This is a genomic window from Desulfoluna spongiiphila, assembly GCF_900101345.1.
In the GTDB taxonomy this organism is placed as follows: domain Bacteria; phylum Desulfobacterota; class Desulfobacteria; order Desulfobacterales; family Desulfolunaceae; genus Desulfoluna; species Desulfoluna spongiiphila.
In genome coordinates this window covers 166,882-188,616 of sequence record NZ_FMUX01000001.1, presented here as the reverse complement: position 1 = coordinate 188,616, position 21,735 = coordinate 166,882, and the positions used below count along the sequence as shown (strand labels likewise).

At 57.9% G+C, this 21,735-nt stretch carries 17 protein-coding genes; 8 read left to right on the top strand and 9 right to left on the bottom strand.

What is annotated here, in order from left to right; all coding sequences use genetic code 11:
- The first annotated feature begins 1 nt into the window (after window position 1).
- Window positions 2-1,207: a DUF2325 domain-containing protein gene (locus BLQ12_RS00795; RefSeq protein ID WP_175469408.1), complete on the top strand. Its 1,206-nt coding sequence runs from the start codon at window positions 2-4 to the stop codon at window positions 1,205-1,207.
- Between the two features lie 179 nt (window positions 1,208-1,386).
- Here the strand turns inward: BLQ12_RS00795 and trmB are convergent, their stop codons facing one another.
- Together trmB and BLQ12_RS00785 are read right to left on the bottom strand one after the other, a co-directional pair.
- Window positions 1,387-2,052, bottom strand: coding sequence for a tRNA (guanosine(46)-N7)-methyltransferase TrmB (gene trmB / locus BLQ12_RS00790; protein ID WP_092207304.1), 666 nt, complete (start codon window positions 2,050-2,052; stop codon window positions 1,387-1,389).
- 13 nt (window positions 2,053-2,065) lie between these two features.
- A complete protein-coding gene (locus BLQ12_RS00785; RefSeq protein WP_092207302.1) occupies window positions 2,066-3,208 on the bottom strand; it encodes a THUMP domain-containing class I SAM-dependent RNA methyltransferase in 1,143 nt (380 codons plus the stop codon).
- 390 nt (window positions 3,209-3,598) lie between these two features.
- Here BLQ12_RS00785 and BLQ12_RS00780 point away from each other — a divergent pair, with 390 nt between their 5' ends.
- From BLQ12_RS00780 to BLQ12_RS00750, 7 genes are all read left to right on the top strand, one after another.
- Complete coding sequence (locus BLQ12_RS00780) at window positions 3,599-4,327, top strand: YfaP family protein (RefSeq protein WP_139163793.1); 729 nt, start codon at window positions 3,599-3,601, stop codon at window positions 4,325-4,327.
- A gap of 503 nt (window positions 4,328-4,830) precedes the next feature.
- Window positions 4,831-5,145 (top strand): PEGA domain-containing protein, encoded by a 315-nt coding sequence (locus BLQ12_RS27235; protein WP_175469407.1) that lies wholly within the window; start codon window positions 4,831-4,833, stop codon window positions 5,143-5,145.
- 176 nt (window positions 5,146-5,321) lie between these two features.
- Window positions 5,322-7,115 carry an FHA domain-containing protein gene (locus tag BLQ12_RS00770; RefSeq protein WP_175469406.1) on the top strand — a complete coding sequence of 598 codons (1,794 nt, stop codon included), beginning with the start codon at window positions 5,322-5,324 and terminating at the stop codon, window positions 7,113-7,115.
- Complete coding sequence (locus tag BLQ12_RS00765; protein WP_092207294.1) at window positions 7,112-8,608, top strand: LPP20 family lipoprotein; 1,497 nt, start codon at window positions 7,112-7,114, stop codon at window positions 8,606-8,608. Before BLQ12_RS00770 ends, BLQ12_RS00765 begins: the two co-directional genes overlap by 4 nt.
- A gap of 33 nt (window positions 8,609-8,641) precedes the next feature.
- On the top strand, window positions 8,642-9,586 hold the full coding sequence (locus BLQ12_RS00760) for a double zinc ribbon and FHA domain-containing protein (RefSeq protein WP_092207292.1): 945 nt from the start codon (window positions 8,642-8,644) through the stop codon (window positions 9,584-9,586).
- A 301-nt stretch (window positions 9,587-9,887) separates the two neighbouring features.
- Window positions 9,888-12,542, top strand: a complete 2,655-nt coding sequence (locus tag BLQ12_RS00755; protein ID WP_092207290.1) for a serine/threonine protein kinase — start codon at window positions 9,888-9,890, stop codon at window positions 12,540-12,542.
- A gap of 299 nt (window positions 12,543-12,841) precedes the next feature.
- Window positions 12,842-13,633, top strand: coding sequence for a protein phosphatase 2C domain-containing protein (locus tag BLQ12_RS00750; protein ID WP_092207288.1), 792 nt, complete (start codon window positions 12,842-12,844; stop codon window positions 13,631-13,633).
- Between the two features lie 466 nt (window positions 13,634-14,099).
- On the opposite strand, the gene BLQ12_RS00745 is transcribed toward BLQ12_RS00750, so the two are convergent.
- The 7 genes from BLQ12_RS00745 to pepF all read right to left on the bottom strand — a co-directional run bounded on the left by BLQ12_RS00745 (window position 14,100) and on the right by pepF (window position 21,730).
- Window positions 14,100-15,488: a vWA domain-containing protein gene (locus tag BLQ12_RS00745; RefSeq protein ID WP_092207286.1), complete on the bottom strand. Its 1,389-nt coding sequence runs from the start codon at window positions 15,486-15,488 to the stop codon at window positions 14,100-14,102.
- A gap of 248 nt (window positions 15,489-15,736) precedes the next feature.
- Window positions 15,737-16,648, bottom strand: coding sequence for an AAA family ATPase (locus tag BLQ12_RS00740; protein ID WP_092207284.1), 912 nt, complete (start codon window positions 16,646-16,648; stop codon window positions 15,737-15,739).
- A 373-nt stretch (window positions 16,649-17,021) separates the two neighbouring features.
- Entirely contained in the window at window positions 17,022-17,711 is a 690-nt protein-coding gene (locus BLQ12_RS00735; protein WP_092207282.1) for a regulatory protein RecX, read from the bottom strand.
- Window positions 17,708-18,415, bottom strand: a complete 708-nt coding sequence (gene tsaA, locus BLQ12_RS00730) for a tRNA (N6-threonylcarbamoyladenosine(37)-N6)-methyltransferase TrmO (protein WP_092207280.1) — start codon at window positions 18,413-18,415, stop codon at window positions 17,708-17,710. Before tsaA ends, BLQ12_RS00735 begins: the two co-directional genes overlap by 4 nt.
- 145 nt (window positions 18,416-18,560) lie before the next feature.
- Window positions 18,561-18,974, bottom strand: a complete 414-nt coding sequence (locus BLQ12_RS00725) for a hypothetical protein (protein WP_092207278.1) — start codon at window positions 18,972-18,974, stop codon at window positions 18,561-18,563.
- A 242-nt stretch (window positions 18,975-19,216) separates the two neighbouring features.
- On the bottom strand, window positions 19,217-19,639 hold the full coding sequence (locus BLQ12_RS00720; RefSeq protein ID WP_092207276.1) for a hypothetical protein: 423 nt from the start codon (window positions 19,637-19,639) through the stop codon (window positions 19,217-19,219).
- 291 nt (window positions 19,640-19,930) lie between these two features.
- Window positions 19,931-21,730 carry an oligoendopeptidase F gene (pepF, locus tag BLQ12_RS00715; protein WP_092207274.1) on the bottom strand — a complete coding sequence of 600 codons (1,800 nt, stop codon included), beginning with the start codon at window positions 21,728-21,730 and terminating at the stop codon, window positions 19,931-19,933.
- Window positions 21,731-21,735: the final 5 nt, after the last annotated feature.

Sequence of the window (21,735 nt, the reverse complement as noted above, 5' to 3'; positions counted from 1 at the left end):
AATGGAAACTGCGGCTAAGGAGACGGAGGACGCTGTGCTTTTTCAATCCTTTTGGGATATACCGACGTCCCTTAAATGCCCGGTGGTGGGGCTGGGGGTCAGCGACGAGGAGGGACGGCGCATCCTTAAAAAATGCGGGCGCCGCATCAAGGCCCTCGCTCCCTGGGAGGTCCATCGGGACATCATGGAGGAGGTGGGGTCGGCCTCTGCCGTGGCGCGGCGCGTGGATGCGCTTTTGAAGCGGAAGTTTGCCGATGCCATCGCAAAGGTGAAGTCCCTTCCCGAAGAGGAGCTCCTGCCCCTTCTTAAAGCCGCCATTGCCCGGGGAGACGCTGCCGAGGCCCTGTACTGCGTGGCCATGCGCAAGGCCCTCTCCGTGGATACCCTGGTGTCTGTTGTGGGGGAGGCCCATATGATGGGGCACACCACGGCCATCGATCTTTTTGAGGCCCGGAAAAAGGAGCTGAAAAGTGTGGCCAAGGTCAAGGATCTTACGGAAAGCCTTGAGGCCGAAAGGCGCGAACGCCGTCGTTTGGGTCGCGAATTGCAGGGAATGGCCGATGAGGTACGGGAGCTTCGGCTGGCCCTTGAGAAGCGTGCCGAAGAGCCTGTGGCCGTGGTCCAGGCTCCCGTGGTACCGGAGGTGCATCCGGCCTATGGCGACGAGCTGAAGCGGGAGAAGGCAAAGCGAAAGGAGAGGGAGCGCGAACGCGACACCCTGGCCAGGGAAGCCAGGAAGCACGAGCGGGAGATGCGCAAGCTCAAGATTCGGACTCGGGAGCTTGAAAACGAAAACAAGGCCCTTGCCGATGAGGTGATGAGCCTTGCCATTGGCAGGCCCGTTCCATCCCTTTCATCCATGCCCTGCGAAGGCCGGGGGTGCAGCACCTGCCCGGAGATGGAGACCTGCAGCCGCAGGGTCCTGATGGTGGGCGGGCTCTCCCGTATGGAGCCCCACTACAGGCGCGTGGCCGAAGCCAAGGGCCTGGGGTTTGAGTACCACGACGGCACCATGAGCGGGGGGCGAAAGTGCCTTGAGAAACAGGTTACCCGTTGCGACATGGTGGTCTGCCCCGTGACCTGCAACAGCCACAACGCCTGTCGAAGCGTCAAAAAACTCTGCTCCAAGCACAACAAAGAGATCCGGTTCCTTCCCACCTCCAGCATTTCTGCACTGACCGGCGTGCTTCTCGATATGCCTGCGTAGGGAAACCAAAAAGCGTGCCTCCGGCGGGCAGGGGCTACAGCCCCTGCACCCCAGGTTTGCAAATGCTCTGTACCTTCGTTCTTCAGGTACTTCACATTTTCTGACAGGCTACGCCCGTGGTGAACGCTATGGATTATTCAACCCATGGCAGGCGCTTCGAGGAGCGTCTCTTATATTTTTTAATTCAGGCAGAACCGGATGTATTTGATAAGACGGCCTTCCTTGATGTAGCGTTTTTCGTAGGTGGTCTGAACCGCGGTGGCGTCCCCTAACTCTTCGGTGACGCTGTAGAGGTCGTTGGTGTGGAAGAGAATCTCGGCCCCGTTTTCTTTGAGGCTCTCCAGGGAGAACTCATAGAGGGTGGGGTCGTCGGTTTTCAGGTGGAGCAGGGCTCCGGGCTCCACGATGTGTCTGTATACGTCCAGAAACGTGCCGGCCGTGAGGCGCTTTCGGCCGTTTACGGTGCGGTTGTACGGATCGGGAAAGGTGATCCAGGCTTCGGAGAGCTTCTGGTCCCCCAAAAAGGGGATCAGGTACTCCACCCGGATCCTCACGAACATGACGTTGGTGAGTCCCTCCTCTTTGGCTTTCAGGGCCCCGATGTAGAGGCGGTCCGCCTTTAAGTCCACCCCCACGTAGTTTTTATGGGGGTTGCGCCTGGCCAGGTCGATGCAGTACTCGCCCCTGCCGCAGCCGATCTCCACCACGGTGTCCTGCGCCTTTTCAAAGGCGTGTTCGTCCCAGTTTCGACTGACAATGCGGTTCTCCGCGTCCACGATTTCCGTGTAGATGACGTTGGGAAAATTGTGGATCTCCTCGTAACGCATCAATTTTTTCTTGGCCATACCTTCTGATCCATCAATACAGGTTGTATTTGCAGAGCCGTCCGTCCAGGCCGCCGTTCATGAGGGGGCGCTTCCACTCGGTTTTGAGGCCCAGGCTCCCGATGAGTTCACGGTTTCCGAAGTAGATGAAGGCCGTGGACCCCTTGCACTCGTTTTTCAGGAAATCACCGAACTCTTTGTAGAACTGCTTCATGTCCTCTTCCCTGCCGAGCCTGATGCCGTAGGGCGGGTTGCAGACGATGAGGCTCTCTTCGTGGATTTCGAGTTTTCGAACGTCTTTTCTGAAGATGGGGATCTGCTCGCCGCCGGGCAGGTTCGCCATGTTCTCCCGGGCGGATGCCACCGTGGTTTTGCAGATATCGCTTCCCATGATCAGGCCCTCTTCCGGGGGCTGGATGCGTTTTGTCGCCTTCTGCCGCTCGGCTTCCCACAGCTTTTTGTTGAAGTTGGGCAACCGGGAGAGGCCGAAGTGCTTCCGCAGGTAGCCGGCCGGGATGCCGCAGGCGAGCATGTGGGCTTCGGACAGGATGGTCCCGGATCCGCACATGGGATCCACCAGGGGGGTCTCAAGGTCCCACTCGGTCATGGCGAGAATGGCGGCAGCCAGGGTCTCCTGCATGGGCGCTTCCACGCCCTGGGTGCGGTATCCGCGTCGGTGCAGGGAACCGCCTGAGGTGTCTACGCTGATGCTTGCCCGGCCTTTGCGGATGTGAAGGTGGAAGATGACATCCGGGGCTTTCTTGTCCACATCCGGGCGAACCCCGGTGCGTGCGCGGAAATAATCGCAGATGGCGTCTTTGAGTTTGAGGGCCGCAAAATGGGAGTTATTAAACGCTTCGGTCTCCGAAACGTTGGCCACAATGGCAAAAGACCCTGTGGGGCGGAGAAAATCGCGCCATTCCATGGTCCGTGTCGCACGGTAGAGCTTATCGGCATCCGGGCACCGAAAGGAAATCAGCGGGGCCAGGATGCGGGTGGCGAGACGTGACCGGAGGTTGATGCGATAGAGTCCTGCCTTGTCGGTCGTGAAGGTCAGAATTCCGAATTCGGTTTTGATCACCTCGGCGCCGAGCCATGAAAGCTCACGCGTCAGCTCCTCTTCAATACCGGGAAGTACCTGTGCATAATAGAGATTCTGTTTTTGATACGTATACATGGGAAGGCAATATACACCTATTTTGTGGGTTCCTCAATACCAATATAGGCCATGGAGACGGGGGAATGATCACAGGCTGAAAGCCCATGGCAAAATGCTTGAAAAAGGCGGGAAATGAGCATCGGCGGGACGGTGCGGCCGTAAATAAAAATGCGCGACTGTTCCTTCACAGGTGACGATAAGGGTGTGATGTGACAGGAATCACTGTGAATGGGCCCCATTGTGTTGTATGGGGAAGGGGTGGTTTGTTTCGTTGGGCGACGATACGTTTTCCCTTACCCTGTGGCCACGGGGAGCGAACCATGGCATGCCGTGTAAACCTGCTGCTATCAACCGATACACAACATATAAGGGGGAACAATGGGTCGGACAACGGGCTGGACGGTATTTTTGTGTTCTTTATTTGTGGCAGCGGCTGTTTCTCTGGCCGGTGAGTGCTCCTGCTGGGATGACCGTGAACGTCATGAGGTGGAAGGCTTTTCAGAGATCGAAGGGGCTGTTGTCCTTTCGTTTAAAGACGCCGTGAGCTGCGCGCCCCTTGCAGGGGCAGATGTGCGGCTTTCATTCCCCGACAAAGAGCGGAGCCTTCGTACCGGCGCCAAAGGGTATATCGTTATGCCGGAAGAGGTGGTGGAGTCCATGGACGAAGGGACCATCGGCGTCACGTTGTCCAAGGAGGGCTACATCCCTTTTAAGACGTTTCTTCCCGTGGAGGCCGGGACCATTCGCCACAGGCGGTTTCTTGTCTCCCGCAAGCTCCCCCTTTCGAGTGTCCGTTTTGTTCTCCAGTGGGATGAAAAACCAAAGGACCTCGACCTGCACCTTATCAAAGATACCACCCTTCATATCTCGTACCGGCACATGCGCTCCATCCCGGATCTTGCCCGCCTTGACCGGGACGACATGGATGGGCTGGGGCCCGAAACCCTCACCCTGGATCGCATCGACAAAGACGCGTCCTACCGTCTCTTCGTCCACAACTATTCCGGTGAGTCCTCCCTCGCCGGAAGCCGCGTGAGCGTTTATGCCAATGGAAAGCTGGACCGGGTGGTGACCCTTCCTGAAACCGCGGGCCGGCAGGCAGATGTGCTGGTGATCGAAGGCGGGACGCTCAGGTAAAGAAATGGCACCTCACACGTGCCCCGTGGCGGGCGTAAGGGGATCGAGCCCCGGCAAGCTGCGGAGACGCGAAGTCCATGCAGTGCACGGATCTTTCCATGGGGTTTCAATCATACAGACCCTCGTGGGTGGTTTTCTATATGGAGTAAGTGCCCTTTCGATAATTTCTTTATGTTTTGTAAGAGTATTGTAGTAAGAAAAACCGTTGATCTAAAGAAAGTACTCTTATTTGAAACTGAGCATGCTATCGGGGGGGGGGAGTTATGACCTTTTGTAAAAAATGCGGGAAAGCATTGGGCGGTGATTCGGAGTGTTGCCACCACTGTGAAATATCGGTTGCAACATCGGAGGAAATACGGGATTCGAGCAAAACGGCGGTCAAAAACGCCTCAAGGGCTTCGAGTAAAGGCCCCCATGAAGAGATGGGGCTTTCGCCCTCCGACGAAGCAAAGCCCGGGGGCCAGTCCCCTGTTGTGCTGTGGGGCATGGTTTTAGGGGGGCTTATGGCTATTTGTCTCGGCTTGTTTTTCGGGGGATACCGGGATGCTGCCGAGGGCCACGCAGAACCTGTCGTCATGGTGGAACCCGCTGTTGCCGCCCCTGATGTCGGGACACTGGTTGTGACCAGCGCCCCCGTCGGCGCAACGGTGACCTTTTTGTCCGGTTCCCACGTTTACCGGGATAACATGCCCCTTGAAACCGGAACCTACAAAATTCGTGTTTTTAAGCCCGGCTATACTCCCAATGGAAAACAGGTAACGGTTGAAAAGGGCCAGACCACGAGGGTCTTTGTGGCCCTGAAAGCCGGGGTACGGTAAGGGCGGATCGATGCCCCACCCGCCGGTTTCCAGGTGCGGGTACGCCGCCGTAAAGGAATGGGAACCCATTAAACGGCGAGACCAACGTATTTGGGTATGTGCCTCCGGCGGACCTGCAGGAGGCTGTTTTATATCGTTTTGAGATCGAACACTATATGGATGATGGAGAGTGGAACATGAGGTTTGTTCGGTGGGCAATTGTGGTGCTTTTTGTCGCCGGTATGGTGGCGTTGTCGGTGCAGCCGGTGAGGTATCACTTTTTAACGGATAAAAAGGTGGCTGAGATCCCTGACCACACCTCGTATCGAAAGGCCATGGAAGAGCTGCTCCCAGGGCGCGTGCGGGCCATGGCCGAGGGCAAGGAGTGCGGCGATTTTTTGATTCCGCCCAAGGGCGTGACGGGCATGCCCGAAGGGCTGCCTCACCTCCTTGTGGATGTGCGCATGGCCTTAGGGAGCCACATGGGCTGGCAGCTCTGTGTGGATGACGCCGTAAAGGAGGCCATGATCAATAGGTGGGACGAACGCTTTAAACTCTGGGGGAACATGGGAACCGGCCGGGAGATGATCGCCCACATTCGGAGTCAGAAGGACGCGGCCATGAAGGTCCGGTATTCGGCTCTCTGCTCGGTGCAGGCCCTGACGGGATCCGGACACGATCGGCGGGTGGTGGTGACGGTCAACGACGAGAAGCTCCAGAGCAAGCTCTTTGATGTGTCGGTTTCCTTTATGGCGCCTGACACGTTTAAAAACCTCACGGCCCGACGGGATGCGGCCCTTGCAACTTTGGCGGCTGAAAAAGCGCGGGCAAAAAAACAGCTGACCATGGCTGGGGGCCTTGGGGCCGCGCTTTTTGTCTATCTGCTGGGCTGGGGAGCGTGGGCCCATGGGGCCAGGAAGAAAAAGGCGGCCTACCACGCCTACCTGATCGGCGAGATCGAAAAGCGCGAAGACCTGGTCCGAAACGGCCATTACGTGGCCGCTCTGGAGCTTGCCGACGAGTACCTGGCGACCTTTCCCAAAGACACGGAGATAAAAGCCTTTAAAGAGAGGCTCCTGGATTTTACGGGGGGCGACCCCAAAAAAGCCCAGCTTGCCTGGGTGGAGGCCAAAAAGCTGGCGCAGCGGTTGGCCGCTGCCGCCCCCCTTGAAAACGGCAGGTTTCTCCTGGCCGACGAGAAGCGCGACATCGCGGGCCTGGTTCCCTATCACCCCGAGCTGAAGACATCCTTTGACCGGCTCCTGGCCATGGACGAGGCGGCCGAAAGGGAACGGACGGCGGCTGCCGACGGGCGGTTTGCCGAGGTGGAAGGGGCCTTTCGCCGGGGGGACCTGCCAAAAGGCCGTTCCCTGCTGGAGGGCTTTTTGAGGTTCTATCCCGATTACCCCGCGGCCGTGGCGATGAAAGGGGCGCTTTCAAACCCCAGTGGCCGGAGCTTTACCCTGAAAACCGGGGACGGGGCCCATGTGACGGTGGTTGCCTCGGACCGGCTGACCCTGGGGCGCGGGGACGACGGGGATTCCCCCGACGTGGTGTTTGCCGACCGAAGGATCAGCAGGCGGCACCTTAGCCTGACCCTGGACACGGGGGTGCTGACGGCCTCGGACCTCGGCAGCGCCGGGGGGACCTACGTCAACGGTGATGCCATTGACGGTGCCGTCTCCTTGGGGGTGGGGGACCTTCTGACCCTTTCCCGGGTCATCAACTTCGATGTGACCTGCATTCAGAAAAGCGGCAGCGGGGCCACCGGTGCCCTGCTCCAGGGGGATGAGGGGAACCTCTGCCTGGTACGAAGCAAACTGGAACTGGAATTTTCCGGTAGCCGCCTGGGGTGCGCAGAGGGGCGAGTGTCCATCTGGCGAGTGGATGGCACCGTGTGGGTCGTGACCCCGAAGTCCCTTGTGTTTCCTGGTGAAAAGAGCGTGTATCGGGTGGAAGACACCCTTGAGGTCAAGGAGGTGACGGAATGAAGACCGAACTCAAGATAGCGGGCCTTTTTATGGCGGCGCTTCTTTTTGCGGGCTGTATGGGGGCGAAACCGGTGGCGGAGAAGGGGGGCGTTGACAACATGGCCCCGGCCGAGGCGGCAGCGGAACGGGCCCACCTGAAAGCCATGCGGGCCGAGGCCAAGGGGTTCATCGGCGAAAAGAGGCGGGACAAGAATTTGTACATTGGCGAAGGCACCGCCAACATCGGGGTGGACCTGGGCAAGGGAAAGCTGGAAGCCAAAAACCGCGCCAGGGAGGAGCTGGCCCGGCAGATCCGCGTGAAGGTGGAGTCTGATTTTCAGCTCATCACCGAAAAACGCGGGGTCGGGGCCTCGGCTGAGGTACAGCAGGAAATCACCCAGCGTCTGGAGACCTACACCAGTCAGGTCTTGACCAATGTCCAGGAGAGTGATTTTTTTATCGATTACCCCAAAACCGGCACCGTCACCGTGCTGGTCTTCATCCCCAAAGAGGCCTACGAGGTGCAGGTCAAAGAGGACCTGAACCAAAAGAAAGAGATGGTGGTCGAGGCGGTCAAACAGGCAGAGAAAGCCCTTAAAAACGGGGAGTACGTGCGCGCCCTCAAGCAGTTCCTCGAGGCGGGGACCATGCAGCGAGCCTTCTTCGGGCGGGTTCCCGTCTATGCCGAGATCGACGGCGACGGGCTGCGGGACGAGTTGGCCAACCACGTCACCTTTCGGGTGGAGGGCATCACCAGCCGCATCCAGCTCAGCCTGCTCAACGACACCTTTCTCTATGACCCCGAAGGCCATCTGGAAAAACAGCCCCGGGTCCTGGCCCGGTACCTGGACGGAACCGGCACCAGCGTGCCGGTGACCAGCCTTCCCCTTGTGGCGTCCTTTGCCGAGGGACAGGGACGCGTGGCCCCTTGTGTCACCGGCGTCTACGGCCAGGCCGAGCTGGCGGTGTCCGCCGTGGACCCCAGCTTGAAAACCGCCGTCCTCCAGGTGGCTCCCGATTTTGCCTCCCTGGGCGATTTCAGCGCCTACGACCTGCCCCCCATGCGTCCCTTGAAAGTGGACCTTATTCGGAAGCGGGCCGTGGCCCTTCTGGTGCGCTGCAAGAACGGGGGCAAGGGGATTAATGTCAGCGGCCTCACCGATGCCGTCACCTCCCTGCTCCTGAACCGACAGCTGACCGTTGTCCCCGTTGACAGCGGCCAGACGGTCGCTTCCGTAAGCGGCGATTCCCTTAACGCAGACTATCTCCTTGCCGTGGAAGTCGTCCCCAGCGGCGGAGGCACCGTGGGCAGCTACGCCAACATGCACGCGGCCAGATGCGGTGCGGGCCTTTCCCTGTACACCCTGCCGGCCAAGAGCCTTACAAAAAAAGAAAATCTTGCGTCACAGGAAGGCTTTGGCATCACCGCCGAAAGCGCGGTCTGGGATGCCTTCGGCAAAAGCCGGGAGCCGATTGTAAAGGCGGCGGGGAAGATGATGGAAAGGGTTCAATAGCGGGTTACAGGGCATAGAAAATAGAGAGGCATCATGAGTCAATTCTGTGAAACATGCGGTGAACAGGTCGAGCCGCTTCATCTGTACTGTTCGTCCTGCGGGGCCCAGGCTCCCATGAAGACCATCGTGGGGAGCTTTGCCGAGCCGGAATATGAGAACCCGGTTTACTGTTGCGGCTGCGGCAAGGCGGCGGTGAAGGAGTCTGCGTTTTGCGGCTGGTGCGGAGGTGATCTCTACAAAAAAGAGACGGCGGGGACGTTTTTTTGCCCCTGGTGCGGGGGGCAGGCGGGGGCTGAGGCAAAAATCTGCTCGTCCTGCGGGGGTTCCATGGACGAGTGGTTTGCCATGAAAGGGGCGGTGGCAAAGGAGCTGGGGTACCGGGGCGAGTTTTTGCTCAAGGAGAAGATGACGGGGCTCACTTACCATTTCAGGCCGGGAAAGGGCGTCACCATCGGGCGGGCGCCGGACAACGATATTCCCATCACCTGTGCCTGGGTATCGTCCCGCCATGGGCGGATCGACGGGCCCAAGGGATTTATAGAAGACCTTTCAAGCGCCAACGGCACCTACATCAACCGCAGCCCCGAGCGCATCGGGAAGGTGCCCCTCCATGACGTTCGGGAGTTTAATGTGGCCGGCAATTTTACCTTTACCCTGGAGAAAGGGCCGGGCCTCTTCGCCTTTCGCCTGACGGCTATCCTGGATGAAGAGGAGAGCCTCAAAAACGGCGATCGTGCCTGTTTTGAGGCCCTTCGGAATCAGTATACCATCCTCTTTGAGGGGGACCAGGCCCTCCATATCCGAAAACTCGACGGCCATCTCACCCTGAGCCCTGACCCGGCCTACGATCACTACACGATCGAGGTGGCGGACGGGTGCTATCACTACTCCGATGAAAAACGGGGGATCAGGGGCGTGCTCCTCAAAAAGAGCCGGGACAACTGGCCGGTGAATTGGGTGGTAAAAACGGGTTTGTAGGTTATAGGGGATAGGAACACTGCGCACGTTTGCGCCCTGCGGACCGGGCCTGATGAAAGCGGGGGCCTTCTATGGTTAAAGTGGGCAGAAAAAATTTGCCTCCGTCGGCCAGGGGATGATCCCTTGGACCCCAGGTTGCGAATGCGCTTTAAAAAATCAAACGTGACTCAATAATCATTTTTTTAGACCTGTTTGTTAAACTTTTTAAAAGTTTAGCCCCCGGCAGGGCCGCCGGAGGCTTTTTATTATTTTGTAACAACCGATGAGTGTCGCAAATTTTTACAGGGATAATGGAGGGGTGATGGCGTTTTGTGCTTCGTGTGGCAAGGAGCTGGATGAGGGGGGGAAGTTTTGCATCCATTGCGGTACGCCGGTGGCGTCTACGGCAGGTGGGGAGGAAGGGGGTTCTGGGGCGGTTGATCCCTACAAGACTGTGGTGAAAGGGGCCCCTGCCTATGGACGGGTGAACCTGGAGCAGCTGCCGGTGGGGCATGTGATCGACGACCGGTACGAGGTGAAGGCGAAACTGGGCCAGGGGGGCTTCGGGGCGGTGTACCGGGTCCATGACCGGAAGATGGAGTGTGACAAGGCCCTGAAGGTGCTTCCCGAGGCTGTTGCCTCAGACATCGAGGCCATGGCAAGCATCCGAAAGGAAGCCGTGACCATGGCCAAACTCAACCATCCCAACATCGTCCGGATCTTTGAATTCCAGGACCAGGGGGCCATCAAGTACATCGACATGGAGTTTGTCGATGGAAAGAGCCTCACCGAAATCAAGGTGGATGCTTCGGAGAAGAGGCTCACGGAAGAGGAGGTGGCCGCCTTTGGTGCGGGCATCGCCCGGGGCCTTGCTTATGCCCATGGGCAGGGGGTGATCCACAAGGACATCAAGCCCCAGAATATCCTGATCGCAACGGACGGAACGCCCAAGGTCACGGATTTTGGGATTTCCGAGACGGTGAAGAGCTCCATGAGCCGCATCGCCAACTCCAGCTCTTCGGGGACCCTCTTGTACATGGCTCCCGAGCAGGTTCGCGGAAGGGACGTGGGGCGCGAGTCCGATATCTACAGCTTCGGGGCCCTTCTCTACGAACTTCTCTGCGGCCACCCACCGTTTCACAAAGGGGCCATCGAGCACCAGATCCTCAACGAGCCCGTGCCGCCCCTTGAAGGCATCAGCGCCCCCATGAACACCCTTGTCCTGAAATGCCTGGAAAAAGAGTACACGGTGCGGTTCAGGCGTTTTGAAGAGGTCCTTGCAGCCCTTGAGGGCAAAGAGGTTCCCGCTGCATCGAGTCCGGCGGGGGCTCCGGTACCCAACGGGCAGGGCACCAAAGGGAAAACATCCTTTGGGATCGTGGCTTTTGTGGTTGCTGTGATTGCCATGGCCGCAGGGGGCTTTGCCCTCATGGGGGGCGGGGAGTCCCCTTCGGCAGAGGAACCCCTGACTCCGGGTATGGATACGGTACAGACAACGACGGATCTGGCTGAACTTTCCTTTCCGGAACGCCAGGACCTGAAGATTGCTGCCTGCAGGAAAGAGATCACCCTTCTCACGTCCGCTGTGAGTTCCATGAAGGCCCGCATGGACTCCGGGCAGCCGGCGGAAGGGGACAGCATGAAGGCCATGCTGGGCCTCATTAAGGAGAAAACAACAAAGACCGATGCCCTGGCGGTGCTGATCGAGAAAAAAGATGCCTGGTCCCGCAAGAGCCTGGAAGAAGACATCGCCACCTACAAGGGGTTGGTGGCCACCGAAGAGGGGCGAAGCCTCCAGGCCGCCGCCTGGAATGAGCTCATCGAAAAGTACCCGGAGAGATCCGAAGGGGCCGTGGCCTACGACACCGATGCCCTGCTGGATGGGTGTCGCCTCTATGTGGAGGCCGAGCCCCGGGGTGCGGAGGTGAGGATTACAAATATTCGGCCCGCCTTTTTCCCCGGAATCAGGTTAACGCCGGGGCGGTATGACATCAGCGCGACCCACGACGGGTACATCCCCGAGTCTTCATCGGTGATGATCACCGAAGGAGGCGGCGAGATGCGGGTGAGCCTTCGCCTGGAGCCTTACGCCAGCATGACCGTTACGACCCAGCCCGAAGACGCCCGGATTATTCTGAAGGGGATCAAAGAAAAATACAGCCCCGGGGTCCAGCTCAAGGCAGGGACCTACAAGGTCTTCGTGACCGCCGAAAATCACATGCCCGTGGAGCGGGAGGTGACCCTTAAGGCCGGTCAGGCCGAGTCCCTGGCCTTTGATCTGGTTCCCCTGCCCCGACTGTACGTGACCACCTCACCGGAACATGCCCGGGTTCGGATTGACGGAATAGAGGCTTCCTATGCGCCGGGTATGCGGTTGAAGCCGGGACAATACAAGGTCGTTGCCAGCGCAAAGACTTACAAAGGTGCATCAAGGCTCGTCACCCTGGGCGAGACGGGCAAAACGGAGCTCCACCTGGCCCTTGAGAAAAACACGGGTGACTGCCTGTTTCCCATGAACGGCATCACCCTGGGGGTCAGTACGGTTAAGGACCTGAGGGCCGCCGGGGTGCAGTGCAAAAGCATCGACGACGATACCGGCAAGCCCTACCTCTATTACACGGTGGACGGCATCGATTTCTGGTATGACAAGGAGTCCGGGGTGGTGGACTACCTTCCCTTCAGCAAAGGAGACACGCTTCACGACAGCCTGGTGGCCATGGGCTTTGACCACGATAAATCCTACAACGACTGGCTTGAGGTCCTGAAGAAAAGTGGCTTTGAGGTCACCGTGACCAAAAAACCGACCACGGGCAGCTACAAAGGGAAAAAATGGCTCAAGGCCGAGCTCAAAGGCACCAAGACCACCCTGTGCGGTACCGAGATCAAGATCAAACTCGACTTCAGTTGGGGGAAAGGCAGGCGGGTCACGGATCGAAAAACCCTGAACGGAATTTATATCTGGGGGAAGAAGGTGTAAGGCAGGTCATAGTGAATGGTGAATAGGAAAAGCTGGAAAAACAGGGGCGAGGTCGAGGTATTTCCACTGCAGTGGCTTCGCAACCCTTGCCTCCGACGGCCCGGCCGGGGGCAAACTTTTGCCTGTCTTATACCTCGGGTTTGACAAACAGGTCTAATTTCATTCTATGGAAACCTTCGCGAATGTCCTCACCCTGAGGAACGAAGAGGGAGGACATTCGCAATCTGGGGCTCAGGGGATCATCCCCTGGCCGCCGGAGGCATTTTTTGAATTTGAGCTGAATAGATACGCGGAGAGTTATGTTTTCATTTTTGAGGGGAGACACCTCGCTCCATGCAGCCATGAGCGATATTGGCAAGAAGTATACCCATAACGAGGATTCTTTTTTTCTTCCTGAGGCAAATGCCACCTGGGAGATCTCCGAGGCGGCCATTGAAGCTTCGGGGAGGCTTTATATCCTTTGCGACGGCATGGGGGGCGGTAATGCCGGTGAGGTGGCCAGCAGCCTCGCCGCAGGGTGGATCGCCCGGGATTTTTATGCCGAGCCCCTGACAGGGAGAGAACCCACGGAGCGTCTGGCAGCGCTGGTGTGCGAGACCAATACAGCGCTCCACGCCCTTGCCACGACCCATGAGGCCTATAAGGGCATGGGCACGACCCTTGTGGCTGCCCATGTCCGGGATGGGGCCGTGTCCCTGGTCGCCATCGGGGACAGCCGGGCTTACCTTTTCCGTGATGGCGACCTGCGCCAGCTCACCGAAGACCACTCCGAGATCTGGCCCCTTTACAAAAACGGCTCCCTTACCAAGGAGGAGCTTCGGGCACACCCCCGGAGCCATGTCCTCACAAAGGCCCTGGTGGTCACAGAGACCCTCACCGAGGACGATCTTTTCATGGCCACCGAAACCCTTGAAGACGGTGATTTTCTGTTTCTGTGCAGCGACGGCTTAACGGACATGGTGCCTGAAGAGGAGATCCGGGGGATCATGGCTAAAAAGAAAAAGATTGCGTGGAAGGCCCAGGCGCTGGTGGATGCTGCCAACCGGCATGGCGGGCGGGACAACATCACGGTGGTTTTGGTTAGGGTGTAGCCGCGCCGGTGGTTTGCGCGGCGTCGGGGGTGTTGGTCAGGATGCGCGTGCACATCTTTGTAACTATTCAGCTCAAAAAAAGCCTCCGGCGGCAAGGTGTGCCACCTTGAAAGCTGGTTACGAATGCACTTTGCCCCTCGTTCCTCGGGTCAAATCACATCCGTATTCGTGTCGGCGTCAACTGAAAATATGCCCTTAAGATGTGTTTGTTAAACTGTAACTATTCAGCTTGTCTCCGGCGGGTCGCTTTTTTGAAAAAAAAGCTCCGAAAAAAACGTTTCTAATGTGAAAAAGTGGAAATTATTTCGGCGGAGCCTGGAAAGGCTTGCTTAAGACCTGTTTGTCAAACCCGGTTTTATAAATCAGGCTAAAAGTTTGGCCCCCGGCAGGGCCGCCGGAGGCATAAGCTGAATGGTTTCTGTCCTTTCACCTATAACCTGTTTCCCTCTCCTCTATTTCCTGCTTTCTACAGCACCAACTCCTGAATAAAATCAATAAGCTGATTTAAGTTTCCGCAGGCGCGGACTTCGTGGCAGTGTGCCTTGTAGGTGTACATCTCGGAGTCGCCTTCGGACCACTGTTTTTCCTGTTCCGGGTTGAGCCAGATGATGCGGCGGCACTTGTCCCGGAGTTGCCTTAAGATGTGGTCCTGGGGGTTCTGGTAGTTGGAGCGGGCGTCGCCGATGATGATGAGGGTGGTTTTTTTGTCCAGGTCGGGGAGGTGGTTGTTTTTGAAGGTCTGGAAGGCCATGCCGTAGTCGGTCTGGGCGTAGTAGTTGATGGGGGCGTCCTTCATAATGGCCTCGATGGCGTCGTTGACCTCTTTTTCGATGAAGTGGTCGGTGACTTCGGCCAGCTCCGAGACGAAGATGAAGCTCTTCACCTTGCTGAAGCACTCCTGCAGGGCATACAGGATGTTGAGCATGAAGCGGGCCGTGGCCCACACCGAGCCCGAAACGTCGCAGAGCACCACGATCTTTCCTTTGCGCAGGGGCTTGTCCTTTCGGATGATCTCAATGGGGATCCCCAGGTATTTTCCCGCCCGGCGCAGGGTCTTCTTGACGTCAATTTCGCCCTTTTTGGCCACGGAGTAGCGAAGCGTGGCGATCTCTTCGAGTTTTTTCACCAGCTGGCGAATGACGTCTCTTACCTCTTCGATCTCGTCTGCCGAGAGGGAGGAGAAGGGGATTTGACCGATCTCGTCGTAGTGCTCATCGTTGTGGGCCACGGTTTTGAGTCCGGAGTTCTTGGTCTTCGGTTCTTTGGTGAGGATGTCGTAGGCGCTCTCCAGGCGGCGGGAGAACTCCTCTTCGATCTTTGCCTTCACGGAGTCGTCCACCACGGCGTGGTTGCCCCCTAAAAACTGGAGCACCTTTTCTTTCATCTGGTTGATCTTGAGCATTACCTCCAGGCGGCTGGAGAGCTGGGTCATGTTGGATTTAAGGCCAGTGGCGGCCTGCTCTTCCTGCTTATGGAGCTTGTTGATGAGGTCCAGGTAGCCCAGGGGCTTTCCGGCCATGAAATCGAGGATGGCCTGTTTCATGGCATCCCCGTCTGTTTCCATCTCCTTGGCCAGCTGGGCAATGACCTCATCAAACCCTTCGCTCTCCGGCGTGATTTCAACCCCTGTGAGGTCATTTTTCATCTCATGGAAGAAGAGGTTGTAGAGCTGCTCGAATCGGTCCTGATCCCGGTGGCTCTTGGCAAAGTTGGTTCGGAGTACCGTGTAGAACTGAAACTCGTCAAAGGGATCCACAATGGCCAGCTGCTGGACCACGTCCAGCACCTCGGCAGTGGAGACCCTTAAATCCGCTGCCCGACAACAGTTCACAAATCGCAATGTCAGATTGACCATGGGTGCCTCCGGCGGGTCGCTTTTTGAAAAAAGCTCCGCAAAAACTTTTCGGTTGCCGGCTGTCTGCCTTCGTTTCTCGGACAAACAGCCGGCGAGAATAACGGGACTTAGGGCTCACGCAAAAAAAAATGTATGCCCCCATAAGAATGCCGCTGTGATTTAACCCGAGGAACGAGGGTTAAAGCGCTGCGGCAACCAGCTTTCAAGCTGGCTCACCTTGCCGCCGGAGGCCTGCTTTTTGCCCTTTTTTAGTTTGGCAACAGATCGGAGATGTTTCGTTTGACCAGCTCGTAGTCCGCTTTGTATTTGAGCAGCGGGTTCAAAGTGGTGGCAACGATCTCCGGGGACAGGTCTTCGATCTGGAGGGTGAGAAGGGCGGTGGCCCAGTCGATGGTCTCGGAGATGCACGGCTTTTTCTTTAAGTCCATGTCCCGGATCCGGGCGACGATGGTGACGATTTTTTTAAGGAGCGTCTCGTCGATGTCGGGGAGCTTGATGCGCACGATGTCCATCTCGGTTTCGATATTGGGGTAGTCGATGAAGAGGTGGATGCAGCGTCGCTTGAGGGCATCGCTCATGTCCCGGTAGTTGTTGGAGGTCAAAAAGACAATGGGCTTGGTGGTGGCGGTGATGGTACCGATCTCGGGAATGGAGATCTGGAAGTCACTGAGGAGCTCTAAGAGAAAGGCTTCGAACTCGGGGTCGGACTTGTCGATCTCGTCGATCAAGAGCACCACCGGGTCTTCGGATTTGATGGCGGTCAAGAGGGGGCGGGTCTGGATGAATTTTTCCGAGAAAAAAGCGTCTTCGTGGTTGGCGATTTCATCCACGGCGCCGGCCAGGGTGGCGGTGTCCGAGACGATGTCGTTGATTTTGTCCTTGAGCATCTGGGTGTAGAGGAGCTGCTTGGCGTACTCCCACTCGTACAGGGATTTGGATTCGTCCAGGCCCTCGTAGCACTGCATGCGGATCAGGGGCCGCTCAAGGGCCTTGGCAATGCTTTTGGCCAGCTCGGTTTTGCCGACCCCAGCAGGGCCCTCCACCAGGATGGGTTTTTCCATGGCCACGGCCAGGTAGACCACCGTTGCAATCTCCCGAGAGGAGATATACCGTTGAGATTCCAGCCTCTCTTGAACCTCCAGAACACTTTCAAATTCCATTGCTGCCCCCTTGGACCGTGAAAATCGCACTTTCGCTTATGTGGCACAGGGTTGAATGCGTTGGCGGAAAAAGGTCCTGCCGTCTGGTCTGCCATACCCCTGCGACGCATGATATCTGACGTTTTACCGATCGTACTATTTTTTGAGCTGATCATTGATTCCACCCCATGACGCATGGGATGGGTCAAATCATGATGCATATCAACAGAGGTCTCAAAGAGCAAGAAAAATAGGGATGGATGAGGCTGAGACGTTGAAGCAAAAGAAGGAAACAGCCAAATGAGGAGGGGCATTTTTTACGGAAAAGGGGCCTGGGTTTTATCCGTTATCTTGAAGGGATGGCCACCTGCTGGCCCGGTGGGCCAGGGGGCTACTATTCCGGCTCGTCTTCTCTCTCCTGCAGGAAGAGGTCCACCGCTTCCCTGGTGATGTCGAAGGCAAACCCCTTGCCGGCCAGGAAGGTGTATGCCTTTTGCTTGAAGACGGGAGTCTCCATTTTTTTCCATTTCCAGGCTTTTTTGCGGAGCAGGGTGAGGGCGGCGGAGGTTTCATCAACGCCCTCCTCAAGGAGGCGGTCGATGAGGGCGTCATCGATTCCCTTGAGCCTGAGTTCCTGTTTGAGGAGGTAGCGCCCCTTGGGCTGGTTTCTCAGGCGGGAATCGATCCACTCCTTTGCAAAGGCCTCGTCATTGATGAATCCGGCTTTTTCCGCCCGGTCAAGGGAGAGCTCGATGGCTTTTCTGGAGAATTTTTTGTCCCGGAGGCGACGCATGAGCTCCGCACGGCTTCGGGAGCGGACTCCCAGCAGGCGCAGTGTGCTTGCCCAGCAGCGTTGTTTTTCGTCTTCAAAGGCCCGTTTTTCGACTTCTGCGGGGGCCATGACGGATCCGCGCTCCAGCAGGGCGGCATCAAAGGCGTTCATGCTGAAGGCTTTTTTCCCGTTTAAAAAGATGTCGGCCTTTCCGGGGCGCTTTTCATTGTAGTCGATGTTGGTGATTTTGCAGGGCCGTTCCGTTGGCTGGTCCGTGTCGCTGGCGTCGTCCCATGGAGAAGAGGCTGTCATCGCGTGATCTCCGTAATGGTGGCATGGGTGCCCTCGGCGCGCCAGCGGATGTTCAGGTCCCAGAGGCAAAAGCCGAAGGAGGCATCTTTTTTACGGGCATCGTAGTAGGCCGGGCGGGGGTCCTGCTCCACCACCCCTGTGATGATGCCCTTGAGGTTGGGGTAGTCGGCATGGGAGAGCCCGCTGAGGGCCTGTTCCGCCTCGGGGGCAAAGCCGACGGAGAGGCGGGGTTCTGGTTTTTCCGGGGCAAATCCCCCGGTGGCATCGGCAACGGCGTCCACATAGGGGATGTAGGGCTTGATGTCCAGCACCGGGGTGCCGTCCAGAATATCCAGGCCCTTGACATGGATGAGGATTTTCCCCTTTTCCTCGGTCACGGACAAAAGGCGTACCACGGACAGGCCTACGGGGTTGGGACGGAAATTGGAGCGGGAGGCAAAGACCCCGATTTTTTTGTTGCCCCCGAGCCGAGGCGGGCGAACGGTGGGTTTCCATTCCCCACGGGTGGACCGATCAAAGAGAAAGATCACCCAGATGTGGGAGAACCCGTCCAGTTCACGGACGGCCTCCGGTCGGTTGTATGGGGCCAGAAGTTCGATGCTGCCGATGGCTTCGGTGACGATGCCCGGTTGCCGGGGGACGCCGAATTTTTCGGTGAAGCAGGAGTGCACGGTGCCGATGGGGGTCAGTATGGGGTGATCCATGGTTGCTGCATCTGTCTGTTTTGGGTTGCTGGTGCGTGGCGCGTATGAAAAAGCGGTCCTGTCAGGTCCTATAGCATAGGACGGCTGAGGAAACACAGAGGTTTTACAGGGCACGGACGGACAGATGCGTTGCTCTGGCGGGGCCTCAGCGTTTGGTCATGATGCGGAGGTAGCTTTCGGCGGCGCCTGCAAGGATCTTTTCCGTTGAGGGGGGGAGCTTCCCTTCGCCGGTGGCAAGGATGGCCCCGGTAATCCGTCCCCGGATGAAGTGGCAGGCCAGGCTGTTCCCTTCGGAAACCTGGATGATTACGGTCTCGGCCTGGGTGAAGTCCACGGGACCGGACAGGGTTGTGGCGGCTCTCTGGAGTACCCAGGCCATGGGGCCGATGGTTGCCGCGTTGCCGGCCGGAGTGGAGCACGCCACCAGCTCCCCGTCGTCATCGACAATGAGGGCATGGCTGAAGCCCCCTTTCAGTCGGGTGTAGTCAAGCAGGTTGTTCAGGGCTTCTCTCTGGTTGGTCGAACGGTTGATACGCCGCTCCTGGTTTACTTCGATCATACAAGTCTCCCTGTCACTTGGGGTCCGGTTCGTCGGGGGATTGCGAGGGACATGGTTTGAATCGGGATACCGCACATGAAGCATGGATGCTTTCCTTTAAAGCATACTCCAACGGGTTGGTTCAAGGGGGAATGTTAGAAAAATGAAGGGGATACCAGCGGGTTGTCCGGTGGGAGGGGCTTGGGATGGGTGGCCATGCCCTCGGCAATGTGGGCTGCGGGGGCATGGCTGAAGGGCCGGCATCAGGTTGACGTGGTTCTCATGATGCGTTCATAGCCGGTGGCGGTTCGGGCAAAAATTTTATCGGCGGACGGGGGGATGCGCGTTTTTGACAGGACCACGATGGCACAAGGGGCCCCGCTGACGGATTTGAAAAAATAGCAGCCCACGCTGTCGCCCCGGGAGGTCTGGGCCACCATGGTCTGGATATCGGGGTAGGCGGCTGCCTTGGAGAGGTATCCGGCCGATTTTTCCAGGATCAATGCGATGTCCTTCATGCGGGTAAACTGGTCCGCCTGGTTCGACTTGGCCACCACGTCCCCTCTGTGGATGATGATGGCGTGATCAAAGCCGCCGTATATTTTTGAGTAGTTGAGAAGGTTGGTGAGGGATTCCTGTCGTGTGTCCGATCGGTTGAAACGGCGATCCTGTTTGATGGCGTCCATGGATACCTCCTGGCGATGGGCGGGTGTCCTCACCCCAGGCGAAACTGGGTTTCGTTATCAAGGCCTGGGACGTCTTGTACGGGGGACGGGTGAGGTGACAAACCCTTCGATTTTTTAGTGGGATTATAGAGACCACTATACCGGAAAATGTGTGCGGATGCGAGGGGGAACCGACAGGCGGGCAGGGTCGATCCGGGGGCATGGGCGCCAGAGGCCCTTGTTTTTTGCGCTGGGAGGCCGGAAAAAAAAGCCCCCGGCATTGCTGTCGGGGGCCTTGTTCACCTGCATGGATCAGGAAAGGAGGGTTTTCAGTCGTTCCACCAGGGAGCCGAAGTGGGCGATGGTGTTGTTGACCGGGTCCGGCCGGGTCATGTCCACCCCGGCGATACGCAGTTCATCCACAGGGAACCTGCTGCCCCCCAGGGTGAGGAATTCCATGTAACGGGACACAGCCCCTTCCTCTCCGGCCAGGATGCGCCCTGCAATGTCCAGGGCCGCTGAGATACCGGTGGCGTATTTGTAGACGTAAAAGGAGGAGTAGAAGTGGGGGATGCGCAGGCACTCCAGCTTCAGGGCTTCATCCACCTCAAGGGTGTCTCCGAAGTAATCGGAAAGCAGGCTGCCGTAGAGGTCTGTGAGGGTGGTGAGGGTGATGGCCTGGTTGTCGGCAGCCATGGCGTGGATGCGCATCTCAAATTCGGCAAACATGGTCTGGCGGTAGAGGGTCCCCCGGATGTTGTCGATCTCCCGGTTGATGATGTAGGTCTCCATCTTTTTGTCCCCCTTGTATTTCTCCAGGAGGTGCCTGCCGAGGAGCGCCTCGTTCAAGGTGGAGGCCACCTCGGCCACGAATATGGTGTAGTCCCCGTAGATGTAGGGCTGGGTGGTCCGGGAGTAGTGGGAGTGCATGGAGTGGCCTGCCTCGTGGGCCAGGGTGAAGAGGCTGTTGATGCTGGTGGCGTCATGGTTGAGGAGGATGTACGGGTTGGAATCGTAGCAGCCCGAAGAGTAGGCCCCGCTTCGTTTGCCCCGGTTCTCATACCGGTCCACCCAGCCGCCCGTCAGCCCTTTTTTCAAGGTGCTGACATAGGCCTCGCCCAGAGGTGCCAGGGCCTCTAAGGTCACCTCCACCGCTTCGTCGTAGTCCATGTGGAACGCCACATCGGAGGCCAGGGGCACATAGGTGTCGTAGATATGGAGGGCGTCGACGCCCAGGACGCTTTTCCGCAGGGAGAGATAGTCGAAAAGGGGCGAAAAACCGTTTCGGACGTTTTCAATGAGGCCGGTGTAGACCTCCTTGTCCACGTTGTCCGCGAACAGGGCCCGGGAGAGGGTGGCGTCAAATCGTTTGGCCCGGGAGATGAACAGGTCCTTTTTGATGGCAGAGGAAAGGGAGGCGCCGATGGTGTGCTTGTGGGCCTCGTATGCCTCGTAGTAGGTGGTGAAGGCGTTTTTCCGCACCCCGCGGTCCGGGTTCATGAGAAAGGCGATGAAGTTGCCGTGGGAGAGCTCGTGGGTTTTGCCGGTTTCGTCTTCGATGGTGCCGAAGCGCATGTCGGCGTTGTCCAGCTGGCTGAAGATGCGGGAGGGCGCGCCCATGGCCTCGGCGGACATGGCAAGCAGCTCTTCGACCTCCTCGCTTCGGGTGTGGGCCTTGTAGCGCAGGATTTTTTCCATGAAGAACCGGTACCCGGAAAGGGCCGGGTCGGCGAGGAACCCCTTCATGGTGGTTTCATCGATGGCCTGGACCTCGGGGGTGAAGAAACTCGATGCCTGGGCAATGCGGGCATAAAGATTCACGGCCTTTTGAAAGAGGCCGTCGTAGGTGGCGTTGGTCTTGTCCTCATCGTTGCGGAGGTGGGCGTAGGTGTAGAGAAGCTCTAATGAGCGGTTCACAGAGAGGTCGTAGTCAATGGCCTCTTTGAGTACCGAGGCCGACTCGTTCAGGCGTCCCTGGTAGGTTTTGTATCCGGGGATCCTGGCTTCGGTTTCCCTGAAGAGCGCGTCCCACGCCGCGTCATCGGCGAACATGGGGGTGAGGTCCCATTTGTGGGCGTCGGGTATCTCATGTCTCTCGGGTATGGTGGTCATCTGAA